This is a genomic window from Burkholderia aenigmatica (assembly GCF_048627025.1).
Lineage (GTDB): Bacteria > Pseudomonadota > Gammaproteobacteria > Burkholderiales > Burkholderiaceae > Burkholderia > Burkholderia aenigmatica.
This window is the reverse complement of record NZ_CP184468.1, coordinates 3,080,152-3,096,465: the sequence shown is the minus strand read 5'-3', so window position 1 is coordinate 3,096,465 and position 16,314 is coordinate 3,080,152. Positions and strand designations below refer to the sequence as shown.

The window sequence follows — 16,314 nt, the reverse complement described above, 5'->3', positions numbered from 1 at the left end:
CCTTGGGGTTCGAGTGGGGGCGGGTTCGAATCAGGTGCCGGTGCGCGCGAGGCCGGCTGTCGACGGCGCGGCGAGGGCATGCCACGTGTCGCGCAGCCAGTGCGCGCACGCGACGTTGTTGTCGAAGATCGAATAGCGCGCGCCGCCGCCGTAGTCGGGAAACGGGATGAACTCGCAGCTGATCTGTTCGAGTCGAGACGGTTGTGCGTGGGTCTGCGATTCCAGCAATTGCCGAAGCGCGGCCTTCCACGTGTCGAGCGCCGCCGCGTGCCATGCGCCGTGATAGGCGCCCGGCGCGGGCGCGACGAACGGATACTGGATGCCGCGCCCGGGCCTGCCGTCGGCGCGGCGCATCCATGGGTTGTCCGGATTGTTCGGGCTCACGCTGCGCGCATGCGCATGCCGGACCCAGCCGCGCGCGATCCAGTCGGCGTAGAGGGCGTCGGGCGACGCAGGGTCGAGCATCCGGCGGCCACCGTCGGCCGCTTCGCGCAGGCCCGATGCATCGAGTTCGGCGCGATTGCCGATCTTGAACAGCAGGTGCGAATGATCGAGCGTGATCCGGAACGGCGCGCCGGCCTGCTCGACATGCTGCGCGACGCGCGCGATGCGCGTGAAATCCTCGCTCCACATGTCGACGTGCACTTCGAGGCTCGGCAGGCAACCGGCCGGCTCGCCGCGCTCGTAAGTGCGCAGGTAGAAATCGGCGACCTCGCGATCCGACAGCGGATGACCGTCCGCGTGATGCGCGAGCAACTGGCAGTTGAGCACCGTGCTGCCGAAGCGCACACCCGCGTCGACGATCTCGGCGACGTGTGCTTCGTCACGGCCCGCGCACCAGATGCCGCCGATCACGCGAATCGGCAGCGCGTGGCGTTCGACCAGCGCGAAATACGGCGACAGGTCCTCGCCGCGCGCCGGGTTCTTTTCGACGTAGTCGAATGCACCGGCGCCGGCGACCATCCGGAAGCGTTCGGCGGGCGCGGGCAACGGCAGGCCGTCGTGTTCGAGCACGCCGTCGAGGTTCACGCCGATGAGGATCTGTTCAGCCATCGTCTCCTGTCCGCCGTTGTCATGGATTGGCTGCCCAATGTACGGATGCGCGGCGCGGGCTGCATGACAAACGTTGGCGAAAAATCGCCAATGCGGCGGTCGATTTTTTTGCAACGCGCATGCGGTGCGACAGACGATGCGACAAACGCTTCACCCAGCGGCGGGATTCAGGCCGGCAGGTAGGCGCTGGTCCTCACGTTCGCCGGACAGAACACGCGGAATTCGACCGGGTCGGCCGGCGGCGGCTGTTCGACGATCCCGCACGCATGCAGCACGTGTTGCAGCGCGGAAATCACCTGGCCGTCCGGATCCTGGTCGATCGCGAGGTCCATCGCGCCGGCTTCGATGAAGGTGCGATGCAGGTCGATCATCTCGTGGCCGATCCACACGACGCGGCCGGTGGCGCCGGCCTTGCGCAGCGCCGCTTCGATGCCGGCCGAGCCGGCGCCGCTGTTGTAGATCGCGACCACGTCGTCGTGCGCCTGCAGCGCCTTCGTCACGGCGCGGTAGCAGCGGTCGTCCTGGTCGAGCGTCTCGACCGGCTCGTCGTCGCAGCGGACGGCGGCGAACGCTTCGGTGAGCTGGTCGCGGCAGCCGGCCATCCGGTCGGCGTGCGCGCGGTAGCCCATGCGCCCGCCGAGCAGCAGCACGCGGCCGGGGCGTGCCGCCAGGCGGCCGATGTAGTAGCCGGCCGTGCGCCCGGCCCGGTAGTTGTCGATGCCCGCGAAGTGCACGCGGTCGACGCCGCCGATATCGGTGACCATCGTGACGACGGTCTCGCCGCGCGCGATCGCGCCGGCCAGCGCGTCGCGCACACGGGCCGTGTCGCGCGCCGTCACGATCAGTGCCGCGCGCCGGTACGCGGGCTTTTCGATCAGCGCGGCGGCCCGCTCGTCGTCGGCGGCGGGCAGGATCGTCCGGTGCACGACCACGCGCCGGTCGAGCATCTGCAGCGAGCGCTGCAGCGCCAGTTGCAGCCGCCGGAAGAATGCTGCTTCGGTATCCGGCAGCAGCACGTCGACATGGATCAGCCCGTGCCGCGTGTCGGGCAGCTGACGCGGCACGCCGAGCTGCCGCGCAGCTGCCACCACGCGTTCGCGCGCCTGCGCCGACACGCTGCCGCGCTCGTTCAGCACACGGTCGACGGTGGTCGTGCTGACCCCGGCGAGCGCCGCGATCTCGTCGAAGCGCGCGGTGCGCTTGCGCCAGCGCGGTCCGGATTCGCCTGCCATGGTTGTCTCCATCGTGGGGTCGCCATCGAGACGTGGCGATGCGGGGAACGCTAAAGCGATGGCGAAATTTCGTCAACGTTTCGATTGAGCGGAGGCGGCCGCGGGCCTAATTTTGATTCCATGCCGAAGCGCTTGCCGCGCTTCCTACGAACAAGGAATCAAGGAGACGCACGTGGCTCATCTCGACGACCAGGCGCACGACCGCACGGCGGCGCGCCGTCAGGAATACCGGATGATCGGCGGTGCCGGCGAGCGCGCGCACGCGGCCGGGCTCGTCAACGCCGAGTGGTACCGGTGCGCGGTGCCGCGGCCGCTGATGAAGCAGCTGATGCAGCGCGGCGACGCGCGCGCGATCCGCGACACGCTGCTCTGGTACGCGGCGATCGCGATCAGCGGTGTGCTCGCGTGGCTGGCGTGGCGCGCGCATTCGGCGTGGGCGATCCCCGCGTTCTTCGTGTACGGCACGCTCTACTGCAGCCCGGCCGACTCGCGCTGGCACGAATGCGGGCATGGCACCGCGTTCCGCACACGCTGGATGAACGACGTGCTGTACCAGGTTGCGTCGTTCCAGGTGTTCCGCCGCGCGACGGCGTGGCGCTGGAGCCATGCGCGCCATCACACCGATACGCTGGTCGTCGGGCGCGATCCGGAAATCGCCGCGCCGAAGCCGACCGACTGGCTTTCGCTCGCGCTGAACGTCGTCGCGCTGAAGCATGTGGCCGGCGAGCTGCGCAAGATGATCGCGATTGCGTTCACCGGCCGGCTCGACGACGACGAGCGTACCTACGTGCCCGAATCGGAACGGCCGAAGGTGGTGCGCGAGTCTCGCATCCATCTCGCGGTGTACGCGCTCGTGACCGGTGCTTCGCTCTACTGGCACACGATCCTGCCGCTGCTCTACATCGGGCTGCCGAGCCTCTACGGCGCGTGGCTATACCTGTATTTCGGCCTCACGCAGCACGCGGGGATGCCCGAGAACGTGCTCGATCACCGCCGCAACTGCCGGACCGTGATGATGAATCCGGTGTTCCGCTTCCTGTACTGGAACATGAACTACCACGTCGAGCACCACATGTTCCCGATGGTGCCGTTCCACGCACTGCCGAAGCTGCACGAGGCGGTGAAGGCGGACATGCCGCCACCGTACCGCAGCACGCTGGCCGCGTATGCGGAGATCGTGCCGGCGCTGGTCCGGCAGACCCGCGACCCGACCGATTACGTCGTGCGGCCCGTGCCGGCTGCCTCGCGTGCGTGACCGACAACGACCCTTCCCACCCAGGAGACACGCAACATGACGCAATGGATCGACACCGGCGCGCTCGACGACATCGACGACGAAGACGTCGCGCGCTTCGACCATGCCGGCCACACATACGCGATCTACCGCATCGACGGCGAAGTCTATGCGAGCGACGGCCTGTGCACGCACGAGCACGTGCATCTCGCGGACGGGCTCGTGATCGACCACGTGATCGAATGCCCGAAGCACAACGGGCGCTTCGACGTCCGCGACGGCCGGCCGCTGTCCGCACCCGCCTGCGAGAAGCTGCGCACGTACCGCGCGAAGATCGAAGACGGCCGCATCCTGATCGAGGTGTGACGCGATGACGAACGACCGGGTGATGGCGATCGTCGGCGCGGGCCACGCGGGCGGCCGCGCGGCGCAGGTGCTGCGCGAATCCGGCTGGGGCGGGCGGATCGTGCTGATCGGCGCGGAGGCGCACCTGCCGTACGAGCGGCCGCCGTTGTCGAAGGGCATGCTGACCGGCGAGAGCAGCGCGGCGCAGTGCCGGTTGCGCGATCCGGACGCGTGGGCGGCCGATCGCATCGAGCCGGTCGTCGCGACGGTCGAGCGCATCGATCCGGGCGCACGCGAAGTGCGCGTGTCGGATGGCAGCGTGTTCGGCTACGACGCGTTGCTGCTCGCGACCGGTGGCCGCGCGCGTCGCCTGACGATTCCGGGCGCGACGCTCGACGGCGTGTTTGCGTTGCGCACGCTCGACGACGCAGCGGCACTCGGCGCGCGGCTCGTGCCCGATGCGCGGGTCGTGCTGATCGGCGGCGGCTTCATCGGTCTCGAAGTTGCGGCGTCGGCGCGACTGCGCGGCTGTCGCGTGACGGTGCTCGATGCAGCGACGCGCCTGCTCGGGCGCGCGGTGCCGGAGACGATCGCGGCGCGCGTGCACGCGCTTCACGAACGGCAGGGCGTGGCCATTCGCGTGAACCGGAAGCCGGTTGCGATCGAGCGCACGGCGGGCGGTGCGCTGGCCGTCGTGCTCGACGACGGCGACACGCTGATCGCCGACACGGTCGTCGCCGGTATCGGCATCGAGCCGGCCGACGAGCTGGCGCGCAATGCGGGCCTCGCAGTCGAGCGCGGCATCGTCGTGAACGCGCGGCTCGAGACGTCGGCGGGCGGCATCTACGCGGCCGGCGACGTCGCGGTGTTTCCGAGTGCGTTGTCGGGGCGGCCGGTCAGGCAGGAGACGTGGCACGGCGCCGAGACCCAGGCGCGCGTCGCCGCGCGCAACATGCTCGGCGCCGACGAGCCGTATCGCGAGATGCCGTGGTTCTGGTCGGATCAATACGACGCGCAGTTGCAGGTGGCCGGTGAGCCGGCGCTCGGCGAGCGGTCGGTCGCGCGCGTGCTCGGCGACGACGCGGAGATCCATTTCCATTTCGACGCCGGTGCGCGGCTCGTCGCGGCGAGCGGGTTCGGCCGCGCGTCGGGGTTCGTCAAGGAAATGCGGGTTGCGCGGATGCTGGTCGAGCGAGGGGCTGACGTGACGCCGACCGCAGTGGCGGACGTGAACGTGAAGCTGAAATCGCTGATCGGAGAGGCGGGCGGCAGGTAGCGAAACGATGCGCGCAATGTGCAACTGGGCGCGCGCCACAGGCCGTGGGAACGGTGCGAAGGAGGGGAGAAGCGGCACGGGTGCGATACCCGCGCCGCTATGCCGGCGTGCCGGCGGTCAGGCGAACGGGCCTGTTGCCGAAGCGCGCGCGGGTCGATTGCCACGCGCTTCGTCACAGGCCGGCGTTCAGGCCATCGCGTGCAGGCGCAGGTACAGGCCGGCCGCCGCGGCGCCGCCCAGCAGCGGGCCGACGACGGGCACCCATGCATAGCGCCAGTCGCTGTCGCGCTTGCCGGGGATCGGCAGCAGCGCGTGCATGATGCGCGGCGACAGGTCGCGTGCGGGGCTCATCGCATAGCCGGTCGGGCCGCCGAGCGAGATGCCGATGCCGAGCACGAGCAGGCCGACAGGCAGTGCGTCGAGTGCGCCGAGGCCGACCTGCGGCGACGCGAGGTACAGCACGCCGAGGATCAGCACGAACGTGCAGATCGCTTCAGTCAGCACGTTGTGCGTGACGCTGCGGATCGCGGGTGCCGTGCAGAACACCGCGAGCTTCAGGTCCGCATCGGCTTCCTTCGCGAAGTGCTGGCGATACGCGAGCCACACGAGCAGCGCGCCCGCCATCCCGCCGAGCATCTGCGCGAGGATGTAGCCGCCGACTTTCGACCACGCGAACTTGCCCGCGAGCGCGAGACTGATGGTGACGATCGGGTTCAGGTGTGCGCCGCTGAACGACGCGGTCACGTAGACGGCGACGAACACGGCCATCGCCCAGCCCATCACGATCACGATCAGGTCCGCGCCTTTGCCCTTGGTCTTTGCAAGCAGCACGTTTGCGACCGCGCCGTTGCCGAGCAGCACGAGGATCGCTGTGCCGATGAACTCTGCAATATAAGGTGACATGGTTGTCTCTCGTATGTCATCGCGGACTCGCGCGTTGCGCGGTCCGCCGGTGTTGTTGTATTTCGTCTGGATGTCCGAGGATTACTGGGCGTCGTCGGCCCATGCCTTTGCGGCACGCACCGCACGCTGCCAGCCCGACATGCAGCGTTCGACCTGCTCCTTCGGCATCGACGGCGAGAAGCGGCGATCGAGCTGCCACTGGTCGCGCACTTCGTCGAGGTTCTTCCAGTAGCCGATCGCGAGACCCGCGAGATAGGCCGCGCCGAGCGCGGTCGTCTCGGTGATCTGCGGACGCACCGCGTCGACGCCGAGCAGGTCCGCCTGGAACTGCATCAGCAGGTCGTTCGCGCTCGCGCCGCCATCGACGCGCAACTCGCCGATGCTGATGCCCGAGTCGGCTTCCATCGCGGCCAGCACGTCGAGCGACTGGTACGCGATCGAATCGAGCGCCGCGCGTGCGAGGTGCGCGGAGGTCGTGCCGCGCGTGACGCCGAACACCGAGCCGCGCGCCCGCGCGTTCCAGTGCGGTGCGCCGAGGCCCGCGAAGGCCGGCACGAGATAGACGCCGTCGGTATGCGGCACGCTCGCGGCGAGCGCTTCGATCTCAGCGGCCGACTTGATGATGCCGACGCCGTCGCGCAGCCACTGCACCACCGCACCCGCGATGAAGATGCTGCCTTCCAGCGCGTACTGCACGTTGTCGCCGATCTGCCAGGCGATCGTCGTGACGAGGTTGTTCTTCGATTCGATCGGCTTGTCGCCGGTGTTCATCATCAGGAAGCAGCCGGTGCCGTAGGTGTTCTTCACCATGCCGGACGTCGTGCACATCTGGCCGAACAGCGCCGCCTGCTGGTCGCCCGCGATGCCCGCGAGCGGGATCTTCGACGCGAACACGGTGGTCTTCGTGTGGCCGTAGATTTCCGACGATGCCTTCACTTCCGGCAGCATGCTGCGCGGGATGTCGAGCATGTCGAGCAGTTCGTTGTCCCACTCGCGCGTGTGGATGTTGAACAGCATCGTGCGCGACGCGTTCGTCACGTCGGTCACGTGCAGTTCGTGCTTCGTGAAGTTCCACACGAGCCAGCTGTCGACGGTGCCGAACGCGAGCTTGCCCTGCTTGGCCTTTTCGCGTGCGCCCGGCACGTTGTCGAGAATCCAGCGGATCTTGGTCCCTGAGAAGTACGAATCGATCGGCAGGCCGGTCTTCGCGCGCACCTTTGCCTCGAAGCCCTGCGCCTTCAGCGAATCGCAGAAGTCGGCCGTGCGGCGATCCTGCCAGACGATCGCGTTGTACACGGGCTGGCCCGTCTCGCGATCCCAGACGATCGTGGTTTCACGCTGGTTGGTGATGCCGATCGCGGCGATCGACGTGCCGTTCAGGCCCGTGCGCGTGACGGCTTCAGCGGCGACGCCGGCTTGCGTCGACCAGATTTCCTGCGGGTCGTGCTCGACCCAGCCGGGTTGCGGGTAGATCTGCTCGAATTCCTTCTGGGCGATCGAAACGATATTGCCCTGGCGATCGAACAGCATCGCGCGGGAACTCGTGGTGCCCTGGTCAAGCGCGAGGATGTACTGATCCTGCATGTCTCTCATCTCCATCCGTGGATTTGGCTTAGTTGTGATGCGCGCCGCGTGGGGCGGCGCGTCGGTGAGTCAACGTCGGTACGGCAACTGCAACTGCATTCGGATCAGGCCTGCGGCGCGTGCGCGGCGGCGAACCACGCGTCGACCGCGGCGGTCACCGCGTCGAGCGTGCCAGGCGCCACGTGCAGGCCAAGCTTCGAGCGGCGCCACAGCACGTCCTGCGCGCAGGTTGCCCATTCGGCATCGCGCAGGTAGCGCAGTTCGGCGTCGTGGATGCCCGGTGCGATTTCGGTGCCGAGATCGGCGAGCGACTTCGCGCCGTCGATCACGCGCTCCGCGCGCGTGCCGTAGGCGCGCGCATAGCGGCGGGCGAGCGCGGCGGGCAGCCACGCATGGCGTTTGGCGAACGTATCGGCGAATGCGTCGAACTTCGCGTTCGCGATGTCGCCGCCCGGCAGTGCGACGCCGGCCGTCCAGGTCTTCGCGTCGCGGCCGAGCACCCCGCACAGCATGTCGCCGGCTTCTTCCGCGAGCTTGCGGAAGGTGGTGATCTTGCCGCCGAACACCGACAGCAGCGGGGCGCCCGCGCCGTCGTCCAGCTCGAGGCGGTAGTCGCGCGTGACGGCCGATGCGTTCGCGGCGTTCTCGTCTTCCAGCAGCGGGCGCACGCCCGAGTAGGTCCAGTGCACGTCGGCCGGCGAGATCTTGCGCTTGAAGTAGCGGTTGATCGAGTCGCACAGGTACTGCGTCTCGTCGCGATCGATCGCGACCTTCGCGGGATCGTTCGTGTATTCGACGTCGGTCGTGCCGATCAGCGTGAAATCGTGTTCGTACGGAATCGCGAAGATGATCCGCTTGTCCGGGTTCTGGAAGATGTACGCGTGATCGTGATCGAACAGGCGGCGCGTGATGATGTGGCTGCCCTTCACGAGCCGCACGCTGTGGTGCGCGCCGCGACCGAGCGCGCCTTTCAGCACTTCGCCGACCCACGGGCCGGCCGCGTTCGCGATCGCGCGCGCATGCACGACACGGATCGAACCGTCGGCGTGCTGCAGCCGCGCTTCCCATTCGTCGCCGCGACGTTCGGCGGACACCAGCTTCGTGCGCGTCAGGATCTCCGCGCCGCGCTCCTTCGCATCCATCGCGTTCAGCACGACGAGGCGAGCGTCGTCGACCCAACCGTCCGAATAGACGAAGCCGCGCTTGATCGAATCGATCAGCGGCGCACCGGCCGCATGGCGGCGCATGTCGATGCCGCGCGAGCCGGGCAGCAGTTCGCGTTTCGCGAGGTGATCGTAAAGGAACAAGCCGATGCGGATCAGCCAGGCCGGACGCAGGTTCGGCATGTGCGGCATCACGAAGCGCAGCGGCCACATGATGTGCGGCGCTGCGCGCAGCAGCGTCTCGCGCTCCTGCAGCGCCTTGCGCACGAGTCCGAACTCGTTGTACTCGAGGTAGCGCAGGCCGCCGTGAATCAGCTTCGTGCTGCACGACGACGTGTGCGACGCGAGATCGTCCTGCTCGCAGAGCATGACCGACAGGCCGCGGCCGGCCGCATCGCGCGCGATGCCCGCGCCGTTGATGCCGCCGCCGACGACGAGCAGATCGTAGCGATTCGGTTGGGTCACCTGCTGTCCTTATCGTCTGAGGGAAATGGGTGAACAGAAAATGTTCGAATTCGAAATTTAACGAACGAAATCGAAAAAGTAAAGTTCGAAAAAGCGGGGCCAGTAGCGCACGGCGCGATCCCGGACGATACTGGCGGAATCGACCGTTTCGCGAGGTGAATCATGCGTATTGGGATGTGGGCCGGCGTGTGCGCCGTCCTTCTGGCGGGCTGCAGTGCCGGCACGCCGCCGCTTGCCGGCAACTGGCGGGCGCCGTCGTTCGTCGACCTGCAGACGTCGTGCGGCGGCACGGCGCGGGACTGGGGCGCGGACGCGCAGCCGGTCTATTCGACGCTGTACGACGCGTACGTGGCGAAACGGTATCGCGGGCTGACCGAAGCGAACTATTGTGCGTTCGTAAACGAACTTTCGACGCACTATGCGGCGCCCGACGCGGCGACGCGCGCCGGCTGGATCGCCTACTTCAACGGTGCGCGCGCGCAGGCCATCAGCTGGCGGGCGGCGGTCGATCCGACGCTGCGCGGCGGCTGAAGCAGGCTGCGGCGGGGCGGCGAGCGGGAAGCGGAAATGGCCGCGGGCCCGGCATGCGGGCCGCGCGGTCAGGTGACGAGCGGTGTGGTTTTACGAATAGCGGTATTTGATGGATCGCAGCGCGGCGTCGCCGGTTTCGGTCACGCAGTATTTGCGCCCCGATCCGAGCCCTTCCAGGCGAACGAGCTGCTGTTCCAGCAGTGCGTCGATTTCGTCCCGATCCATATGGGTTTGATCGGGAGCGTCCTTCACAAGCAATAGCGTGGCGAATTCATGCGGACTCAGCATCGTTCTCTCCATGGCGACCAGTCAGCCCGCGCGGCCGGCGCGAAAGCCGACGCGCGATACCCAGCGGGGTATGGCTTGGGGGGAAAAGCTGCATTCGCCGGCCATGTCATTCGTCCGCGCCCTGGCACAGGCGGAACGGCCGAACGGGCCGGGGAACTGGAGTCTAGTCGAGCGCGCAGGCAACGACAAATCGTGCCCCGTTAATTTTCCGTTTGACAGCCCGACCGCGCGCAAGCGGTTTGCTTGCGACGCCAACTTCTTGATTTCACTTGAAGTTTCAGGTGCGCTGCAGCATCGGAGCCATCACTCCGCGACGTACACCTGGGTGCCCGCGGCCGCCACGGTGTCGGCCATCTCGGGCGGCAGCGGCTTGTCGGTGAACAGTGCGTGCACCTGGCTCAAATGCCCCTGGCGCACCAGCGCGGGGCGGCCGACCTTCGAATGGTCGGTCACGAGATAGACGGTGCGCGCATGCTGCATGATCGCCTCGGCCACACGCACCTCGCGCGTGTCGAAGTCGCGCAGCGTGCCGTCGGCCTCGATCGCCGACGTGCCGATGATCGCGTAGTCGACCTTGAACTGGCGGATGAAGTCGATCGCGAGTTCGCCGACGATCCCCTTGTCCCACGGCCGCACGATGCCGCCCGTGATCAGCACCTCGCAGTCGGGGTAGCCGCTCATCATCGACGCGACGTTCAGGTTGTTCGTGATCACGTGCAGCCCGTGGTGACGGTTCAGCGCGCGCGCGACTTCCTCGGTGGTCGTGCCGAGGTTGATGAACAGCGATGCCTGGTCGGGAATGTGCGACGCCGCGAGCGCCGCGATGCGCCGCTTCTCGTCGTGGAACATCCGCTGGCGCGCCGTGTACGACACGTTCTCCGAGCTGGTCGGCAGGCTCGCGCCGCCATGGTAGCGGCGCAGCAGGTTCAGGTCGGCGAGCCAGTTCACGTCGCGGCGGATCGTCTGCGGCGTCACCGCGAAGTGCGCGGCGAGATCGTCGACCGTCACGAAGCCGTCGCGCTGCACCCATTCGAGCAATTCCTGCTGGCGCGCGTTGAGGGTGAGGCGGGGATCTCGGGTCATGGCTCGATGGTTGTGTCGTGAGACGGAGCGGGTATTGTAAGGGCGGCAACGGCGTTAGGCCGGCCCGGCCGGCACGGTTGCCCGCTATTCATGCGGAAATCGCATGGATTGATGTGACAAATGAATTTGTGCGATCGCGCCGATCGCGCTGCAATGGCGGATTGCGCGCGCACGCGGGTGCGCGTCCGGCGCGTTCATTCAGCTTTCGACGAGGTGGAACCGATGACTGGCTTCAACTGGCACAACCCGTATCCGACGACCCGTATTCCGGTGTTCGCGCGCAACGTCGTGTCGACGTCGCACCCGCTCGCCGCGCAGGCCGGCCTGCGGATGCTGTGGAAGGGCGGCAACGCGGTCGACGCGGCGCTGGCCGCCGCGGCCGCGCTCACGGTCGTCGAGCCCGTGTCGTGCGGGCTCGGCGGCGACGCGTTTGCGCTCGTGTGGGACGGCGAGCGGCTGTCCGGGCTGAACGCGTCGGGTGTCGCGCCGGCCGCATGGAACGTCGACTATTTCCGCCAGCGCCACGGCGAGGCGGGCAACGGCATTGCGAACAAGCCGACGCGCGGCTGGGATACTGTCACCGTGCCGGGCGTGATCGCGGGCTGGGAGGCGCTGCATGCCAAATTCGGTTCGCTGCCGTTCGCGGACCTGCTCGAACCGGCGATCGAGATCGCCGAGCGCGGCTATGCGGTGCCGCCGATCGTTGCGCACAAGTGGGCGGCCGCGGTGCCGGAACTCAAGGGGCTGCCGGGTTTCGCGGACACCTTCATGCCGCACGGCCGCGCACCGCAGGTGGGTGAGCGCATGTGCCTGCCGGGCCATGCGCAGACGTTGCGCACGCTGCAGAAGGAGGGCGCCCGCGCGTTCTACGAGGGCGTGCTCGCCGAGCGCATCGCCGCGTTCTCCCGCGAAGGCGGCGGCGCGCTGACCGCCGCCGACCTGCATGCGTACCGGCCCGAATGGGTCGAACCGATCGGCAAGCGCTTCGGCCGCCACACGATCCACGATATTCCACCGAACGGGCAGGGCATCGCCGCGCTGATCGCACTCGGGATCGCCGAGCACGCGGGCCTGACCGAATGGCCAGTCGATTCGGTCGACTCGCAGCATCTGCAGATCGAAGCGATGAAGCTCGCGTTCGCCGATGTCTATCGTTACGTCGCCGATCCGCGCGCGATGGACGTCACGCCCGAGCAGATGCTCGACGACGCGTATCTCGCCGAACGCGCGAAGCTGATCGATCCCGCGCGCGCGACGCACTTCGGCGCCGGCCGCCCGCATTCGGGCGGCACGGTCTACCTGTCGGCGGCCGACGAGCGCGGGATGATGGTGAGCTTCATCCAGTCGAACTACATGGGCTTCGGCTCGGGGCTCGTCATGCCCGGCACCGGCATCGCGCTGCAGAACCGCGGGCACGGCTTCTCGATGGACCCGGCTTCGCCGAACGTCGTCGCGGGCGGCAAGCGGCCGTTTCACACGATCATTCCGGCGTTCGTCACCGAGGAGGTCGACGGCCGCACCGAGGCCGTGATGAGCTTCGGCGTGATGGGCGGCGACATGCAGCCGCAAGGGCACCTGCAGACCGTCGTGCGAATGCTCGGCTACGGGCAGCAACCGCAGGCTGCCTGCGATGCGCCGCGCTGGAAGGTCAATCGCGACTTCACGCTGGACGTCGAAGCGACGATGAATCGCGCGACCGTCGAGGCGCTGGCCGCACGCGGCCATACGATCAAGTCGATCGACGATCCTTACATGGATTTCGGTTCGGGGCAGTTCATCTGGCGTCTCGATCGCGACGATCGCGAACGCGGCTACGTGGCCGCGAGCGACAGCCGGCGCGACGGTCTGGCAGCGGGATTCTGACGGATTGCCGCCGGCTTTCGCCGGCATTTCCTGCGCTTCACGGGCGGCCGAACGGCCGCCCGTTTCGTTTGCCGCGGCCGTATCGGCGAGCGGGCGCAAGCGGTTTGAAGGACTCGTCTAACCAACGGCAACAGACGCCGTGGAACTGCGCTGGTCCGGTATGGTCAGTGCTTGGAGCACGAACATCAAAGTCCGGCTAAGATGCCAGCATGGTTCGGCCGGACCAATCCACTATATAACGCAAGTAAAACGCCGCCTGCGGGACGGTTGGCGCCTGTGCCGAAGGCATGGGCCGGCCCCCGCGCGACGACTGGGAGCGCACCACCATGGACACCAAAACGACGCATGTGATGCCGTGGCGCATCGAGGACATCGATCTGAACCGGATCGATCGTCAGCGTGCCGCCGCGAACGAGGATCTGTTGCTGTTGCTGTGCGCGTCGTCGTTCATCGAAAGCGGCTCGGATCTCTACACGAGCAATCTGAGCCAGTTCTTCAACGACGATCCGGAAGTCTCCGCATGGCTCAACAATGCATGGGAGCACGAAGAATTGCAGCACGGGCGCGCGCTGAAGGCGTACATCGCGCACGTGTGGCCGGAGTTCGACTGGGACACCGCGTTCGCGAATTTCTTCGCCGAGTATTCGAAGACCTGCAAGGTCGAGGCGTTCGAGAAGACCCGCGCGCTCGAGATGGTCGCGCGCTGCGTCGTCGAGACGGGCACGGCCACGCTCTATCGCGCGATCAACGAATGCTCGGACGAGCCCGTGCTGAAGGAAATCACCGACAACATCCGTACGGACGAAGTGCGTCACTACAAGCACTTCTTCAAGTTCTTCAAGAAGTACAACCAGCTCGAAGGCAATGGCCGGCTCGCGGTGCTCGGCGCGCTGGCGCGCCGCGTGATGGAAATCAAGAACGAGGATTCCGAGATCGCGCTGCGCCACGTGTTCGCGGTCCGTTATCCGGATCGTGTCGGCGACAGCCAGTACAACCGCGAGCGCGCCGCGCGCATCAGCAAGCTCGTGCGGCGCAACCTGTCGGCCGACATGTGCGTGAAGATGCTGCTCAAGCCGCTCGACCTGCCCGCGAAGATCCAGCCGGGCGTCCACTATCCGCTCACCAAGATCACGCGGCACGTGTTCCTGCGCTGATCGCCGCGGCGCGGCCCGACACGCGTATGCTGCGGGGTCTTCATCCGCTTTCCACCGGGGCCACGCCATCATGACCGATACCCATCGCCACGCGCTCGAACAATGGACGTTCGATGCGTGGCCGCCGGCCGTCGTCTCGCTGTTCGACGGCACCGCGCTCGAGCGTCATGCCGACGTCGCCGCCTCGCTGATCGTCGCAACCGACGATGGCCAGTTGCGCACGACGCTGCTCGGCGTCGGCGAGATCTACGCGCACGATGCGCGCACGCTGCTGCTGGCGCTCTGGCCGCAATCGCGCGCGGCGCGCGCGATCGCGCAACGGCGTACGGCCGCGTTGACGCTCGTCGCGGACGGCGCGTTCTTTCAGGCGCAATTGAGGATGGCGCCGCTCGAAGGAGACTTCGGCGGACTGGCCGGATTCGCTGCGACGATCGCGCACGGCGATGCGCAGCGGGTCGGCTATGCGCGTCTCGCGACAGGCGTCACGTTCACGCTGGAAGGGGAGCGCACCGCGGTGCTCGCGCGCTGGCAACGCCAGGTCGAGCACCTGCGGCGCGCGGCCGCGCGGCTTCAGTGACCGCGCTGGCCGCTGCGCGACGAACGGTTGCGGTTCGGGTGCGCGGCATTGCCGCTCGCCGGGCGTGCGCTGTTGCCGCCGCCGGCCGGACGTCCGCCGCTGCCGCCGGCGCCGCCTTGCCCTTGCGTGCGCGGCTTCGCGGCCTTCTGCTGAGAAGCCTTCGGTTGCGCGTTGCCGTCGCGTTTCGCGGCCGGCTGGCCTGAGCCGCCTGCGCGCGGCTGGCGATTGCCGCCGCCACCGCCACCACCGCCGCGCGGCTGCTGCTGGCCGCGGCGCTGCTGGATCGGCTCCGGCTTCGCGTTCGGATCGGGTGTGAAGCCCGCGATCACTTCCTGCGGAATCTCGCGCTTGATCAGCCGCTCGATGTCGCGCAGCAGTTGCTTTTCGTCGACGCACACGAGCGACACGGCTTCGCCGGTCGCGCCCGCGCGGCCCGTGCGGCCGATCCGGTGCACGTAGTCTTCCGGCACGTTCGGCAGGTCGAAGTTGACGACGTGCGGCAACTGGTCGATGTCGATCCCGCGCGCGGCGATATCGGTCGCGACGAGCACCTGCAGCGTGCTGTTCTTGAACTCCGCCAGCGCGCGCGTGCGGGCCGACTGGCTCTTGTTGCCGTGGATCGCCATCGCGCTGATGCCGTCCTTCGTCAGCTGCTCGGCAAGCCGGTTCGCACCGTGCTTCGTGCGCGTGAACACGAGCACCTGGAACCAGTTGTGTTCGCGGATCAGGTGCGTGAGCAGTTCGCGCTTGCGATCGCGGTCGACCGGGTGGATCTTCTGCGCGACGCTTTCGGCGGTCGTGTTGCGGCGGGCGACTTCGATCAGCGCGGGCGAGTCGAGCAGGCTGTCGGCGAGCGCCTTGATCTCATCGGAGAAGGTGGCCGAGAACAGCAGGTTCTGGCGCTGCGGCGGCAGCTTCGCGAGCACGCGCTTGATGTCGTGGATGAAGCCCATGTCGAGCATCCGGTCGGCTTCGTCGAGCACGAGGATGTCGAGATCCGACAGGTCGATCGTCTTCTGCTGCATGTGGTCGAGCAGGCGGCCCGGCGTCGCGACGACGATGTCGACGCCGCGCTTGAGCGCATCGATCTGCGGATTGATGCTGACGCCGCCGAACATCACGGTCGAGCGCAGCTTCAGGTATTTGCTGTACGCACGGACGCTTTCCTCGACCTGGGCGGCGAGTTCGCGCGTCGGCGTGAGGATCAGTGCGCGCACCGCGCGCTTTGCGCCGCGATGCTCGGCGTAGAACGTATGCAGGCGTTGCAGGATCGGCAGCGTGAAGCCGGCGGTCTTGCCGGTGCCCGTCTGCGCGCCGGCGAGCAGGTCGCCGCCGCCGAGGACGGCCGGGATCGCCTGTTGCTGGATCGGGGTCGGCGACGTGTAGCCGAGCTCGTTGACCGCCTTGACCAGCGGTTCGGCCAAGCCGAGAGATTCGAAAGACATAGATACCACTCTTCAGTTTTATGATCGGCGACGTCTCGCGCGGCCCGCGCGGGAGGTGACATCGCAAAATGCAAAAGGGCGCGGCCGCGGTTTCCCGCAGCCGCGCCCCGTTTGTGTC

The 16,314-nt window shown here is 67.7% G+C and carries 15 protein-coding genes; 7 read left to right on the top strand and 8 right to left on the bottom strand.

Annotation, left to right across the window (positions count from 1 at the left end; all coding sequences use genetic code 11):
* Positions 1–30: 30 nt before the first annotated feature.
* Together ACN8ZM_RS14485 and ACN8ZM_RS14480 are read right to left on the bottom strand one after the other, a co-directional pair.
* Positions 31–1,053, bottom strand: coding sequence for a xylose isomerase (locus ACN8ZM_RS14485; protein WP_420210198.1), 1,023 nt, complete (start codon positions 1,051–1,053; stop codon positions 31–33).
* 167 nt (positions 1,054–1,220) lie between these two features.
* Complete coding sequence (locus tag ACN8ZM_RS14480; protein WP_420210197.1) at positions 1,221–2,285, bottom strand: LacI family DNA-binding transcriptional regulator; 1,065 nt, start codon at positions 2,283–2,285, stop codon at positions 1,221–1,223.
* 172 nt (positions 2,286–2,457) lie between these two features.
* On the opposite strand from ACN8ZM_RS14480, the gene ACN8ZM_RS14475 reads away from it, so the two are divergent.
* Genes ACN8ZM_RS14475 through ACN8ZM_RS14465 form a run of 3 tightly spaced genes read left to right on the top strand, consistent with a single transcriptional unit; the run spans position 2,458 to position 5,140 of the window.
* Positions 2,458–3,540, top strand: a complete 1,083-nt coding sequence (locus tag ACN8ZM_RS14475) for a fatty acid desaturase family protein (protein WP_420210196.1) — start codon at positions 2,458–2,460, stop codon at positions 3,538–3,540.
* A gap of 36 nt (positions 3,541–3,576) precedes the next feature.
* On the top strand, positions 3,577–3,885 hold the full coding sequence (locus tag ACN8ZM_RS14470) for a non-heme iron oxygenase ferredoxin subunit (protein WP_011353115.1): 309 nt from the start codon (positions 3,577–3,579) through the stop codon (positions 3,883–3,885).
* Between the two features lie 4 nt (positions 3,886–3,889).
* Entirely contained in the window at positions 3,890–5,140 is a 1,251-nt protein-coding gene (locus ACN8ZM_RS14465; protein ID WP_420210195.1) for an NAD(P)/FAD-dependent oxidoreductase, read from the top strand.
* A gap of 186 nt (positions 5,141–5,326) precedes the next feature.
* Here ACN8ZM_RS14465 and ACN8ZM_RS14460 read toward each other — a convergent pair whose 3' ends face one another.
* From ACN8ZM_RS14460 to glpD, 3 genes are all read right to left on the bottom strand, one after another.
* Positions 5,327–6,043 carry an MIP/aquaporin family protein gene (locus ACN8ZM_RS14460; protein WP_011353113.1) on the bottom strand — a complete coding sequence of 239 codons (717 nt, stop codon included), beginning with the start codon at positions 6,041–6,043 and terminating at the stop codon, positions 5,327–5,329.
* 81 nt (positions 6,044–6,124) lie between these two features.
* Positions 6,125–7,627, bottom strand: coding sequence for a glycerol kinase GlpK (gene glpK / locus ACN8ZM_RS14455; RefSeq protein WP_043190690.1), 1,503 nt, complete (start codon positions 7,625–7,627; stop codon positions 6,125–6,127).
* 104 nt (positions 7,628–7,731) lie between these two features.
* Positions 7,732–9,255, bottom strand: coding sequence for a glycerol-3-phosphate dehydrogenase (gene glpD, locus ACN8ZM_RS14450; RefSeq protein ID WP_043190692.1), 1,524 nt, complete (start codon positions 9,253–9,255; stop codon positions 7,732–7,734).
* 162 nt (positions 9,256–9,417) lie between these two features.
* Between glpD and ACN8ZM_RS14445 the strand changes: the two genes are divergently transcribed.
* Positions 9,418–9,786, top strand: coding sequence for a hypothetical protein (locus tag ACN8ZM_RS14445; protein ID WP_301768861.1), 369 nt, complete (start codon positions 9,418–9,420; stop codon positions 9,784–9,786).
* A gap of 90 nt (positions 9,787–9,876) precedes the next feature.
* On the opposite strand, the gene ACN8ZM_RS14440 is transcribed toward ACN8ZM_RS14445, so the two are convergent.
* On the bottom strand, positions 9,877–10,074 hold the full coding sequence (locus tag ACN8ZM_RS14440) for a hypothetical protein (RefSeq protein WP_011353109.1): 198 nt from the start codon (positions 10,072–10,074) through the stop codon (positions 9,877–9,879).
* Between the two features lie 303 nt (positions 10,075–10,377).
* Entirely contained in the window at positions 10,378–11,157 is a 780-nt protein-coding gene (locus tag ACN8ZM_RS14435; protein WP_006493999.1) for a DeoR/GlpR family DNA-binding transcription regulator, read from the bottom strand.
* 222 nt (positions 11,158–11,379) lie between these two features.
* Here ACN8ZM_RS14435 and ACN8ZM_RS14430 point away from each other — a divergent pair, with 222 nt between their 5' ends.
* From ACN8ZM_RS14430 to ACN8ZM_RS14420, 3 genes are all read left to right on the top strand, one after another.
* Positions 11,380–13,020, top strand: coding sequence for a gamma-glutamyltransferase family protein (locus ACN8ZM_RS14430; RefSeq protein WP_420210194.1), 1,641 nt, complete (start codon positions 11,380–11,382; stop codon positions 13,018–13,020).
* A 326-nt stretch (positions 13,021–13,346) separates the two neighbouring features.
* On the top strand, positions 13,347–14,174 hold the full coding sequence (locus tag ACN8ZM_RS14425) for a ferritin-like domain-containing protein (RefSeq protein WP_043190698.1): 828 nt from the start codon (positions 13,347–13,349) through the stop codon (positions 14,172–14,174).
* A 70-nt stretch (positions 14,175–14,244) separates the two neighbouring features.
* The gene (locus ACN8ZM_RS14420) at positions 14,245–14,751 is read left to right on the top strand and encodes a hypothetical protein (protein ID WP_175022053.1); all 507 of its coding nucleotides are present in this window, start codon (positions 14,245–14,247) and stop codon (positions 14,749–14,751) included.
* Here ACN8ZM_RS14420 and ACN8ZM_RS14415 read toward each other — a convergent pair.
* Entirely contained in the window at positions 14,745–16,196 is a 1,452-nt protein-coding gene (locus tag ACN8ZM_RS14415) for a DEAD/DEAH box helicase (protein WP_043190706.1), read from the bottom strand. The two genes, ACN8ZM_RS14420 and ACN8ZM_RS14415, sit on opposite strands and share 7 nt — an antisense overlap.
* Positions 16,197–16,314 lie beyond the last annotated feature (118 nt).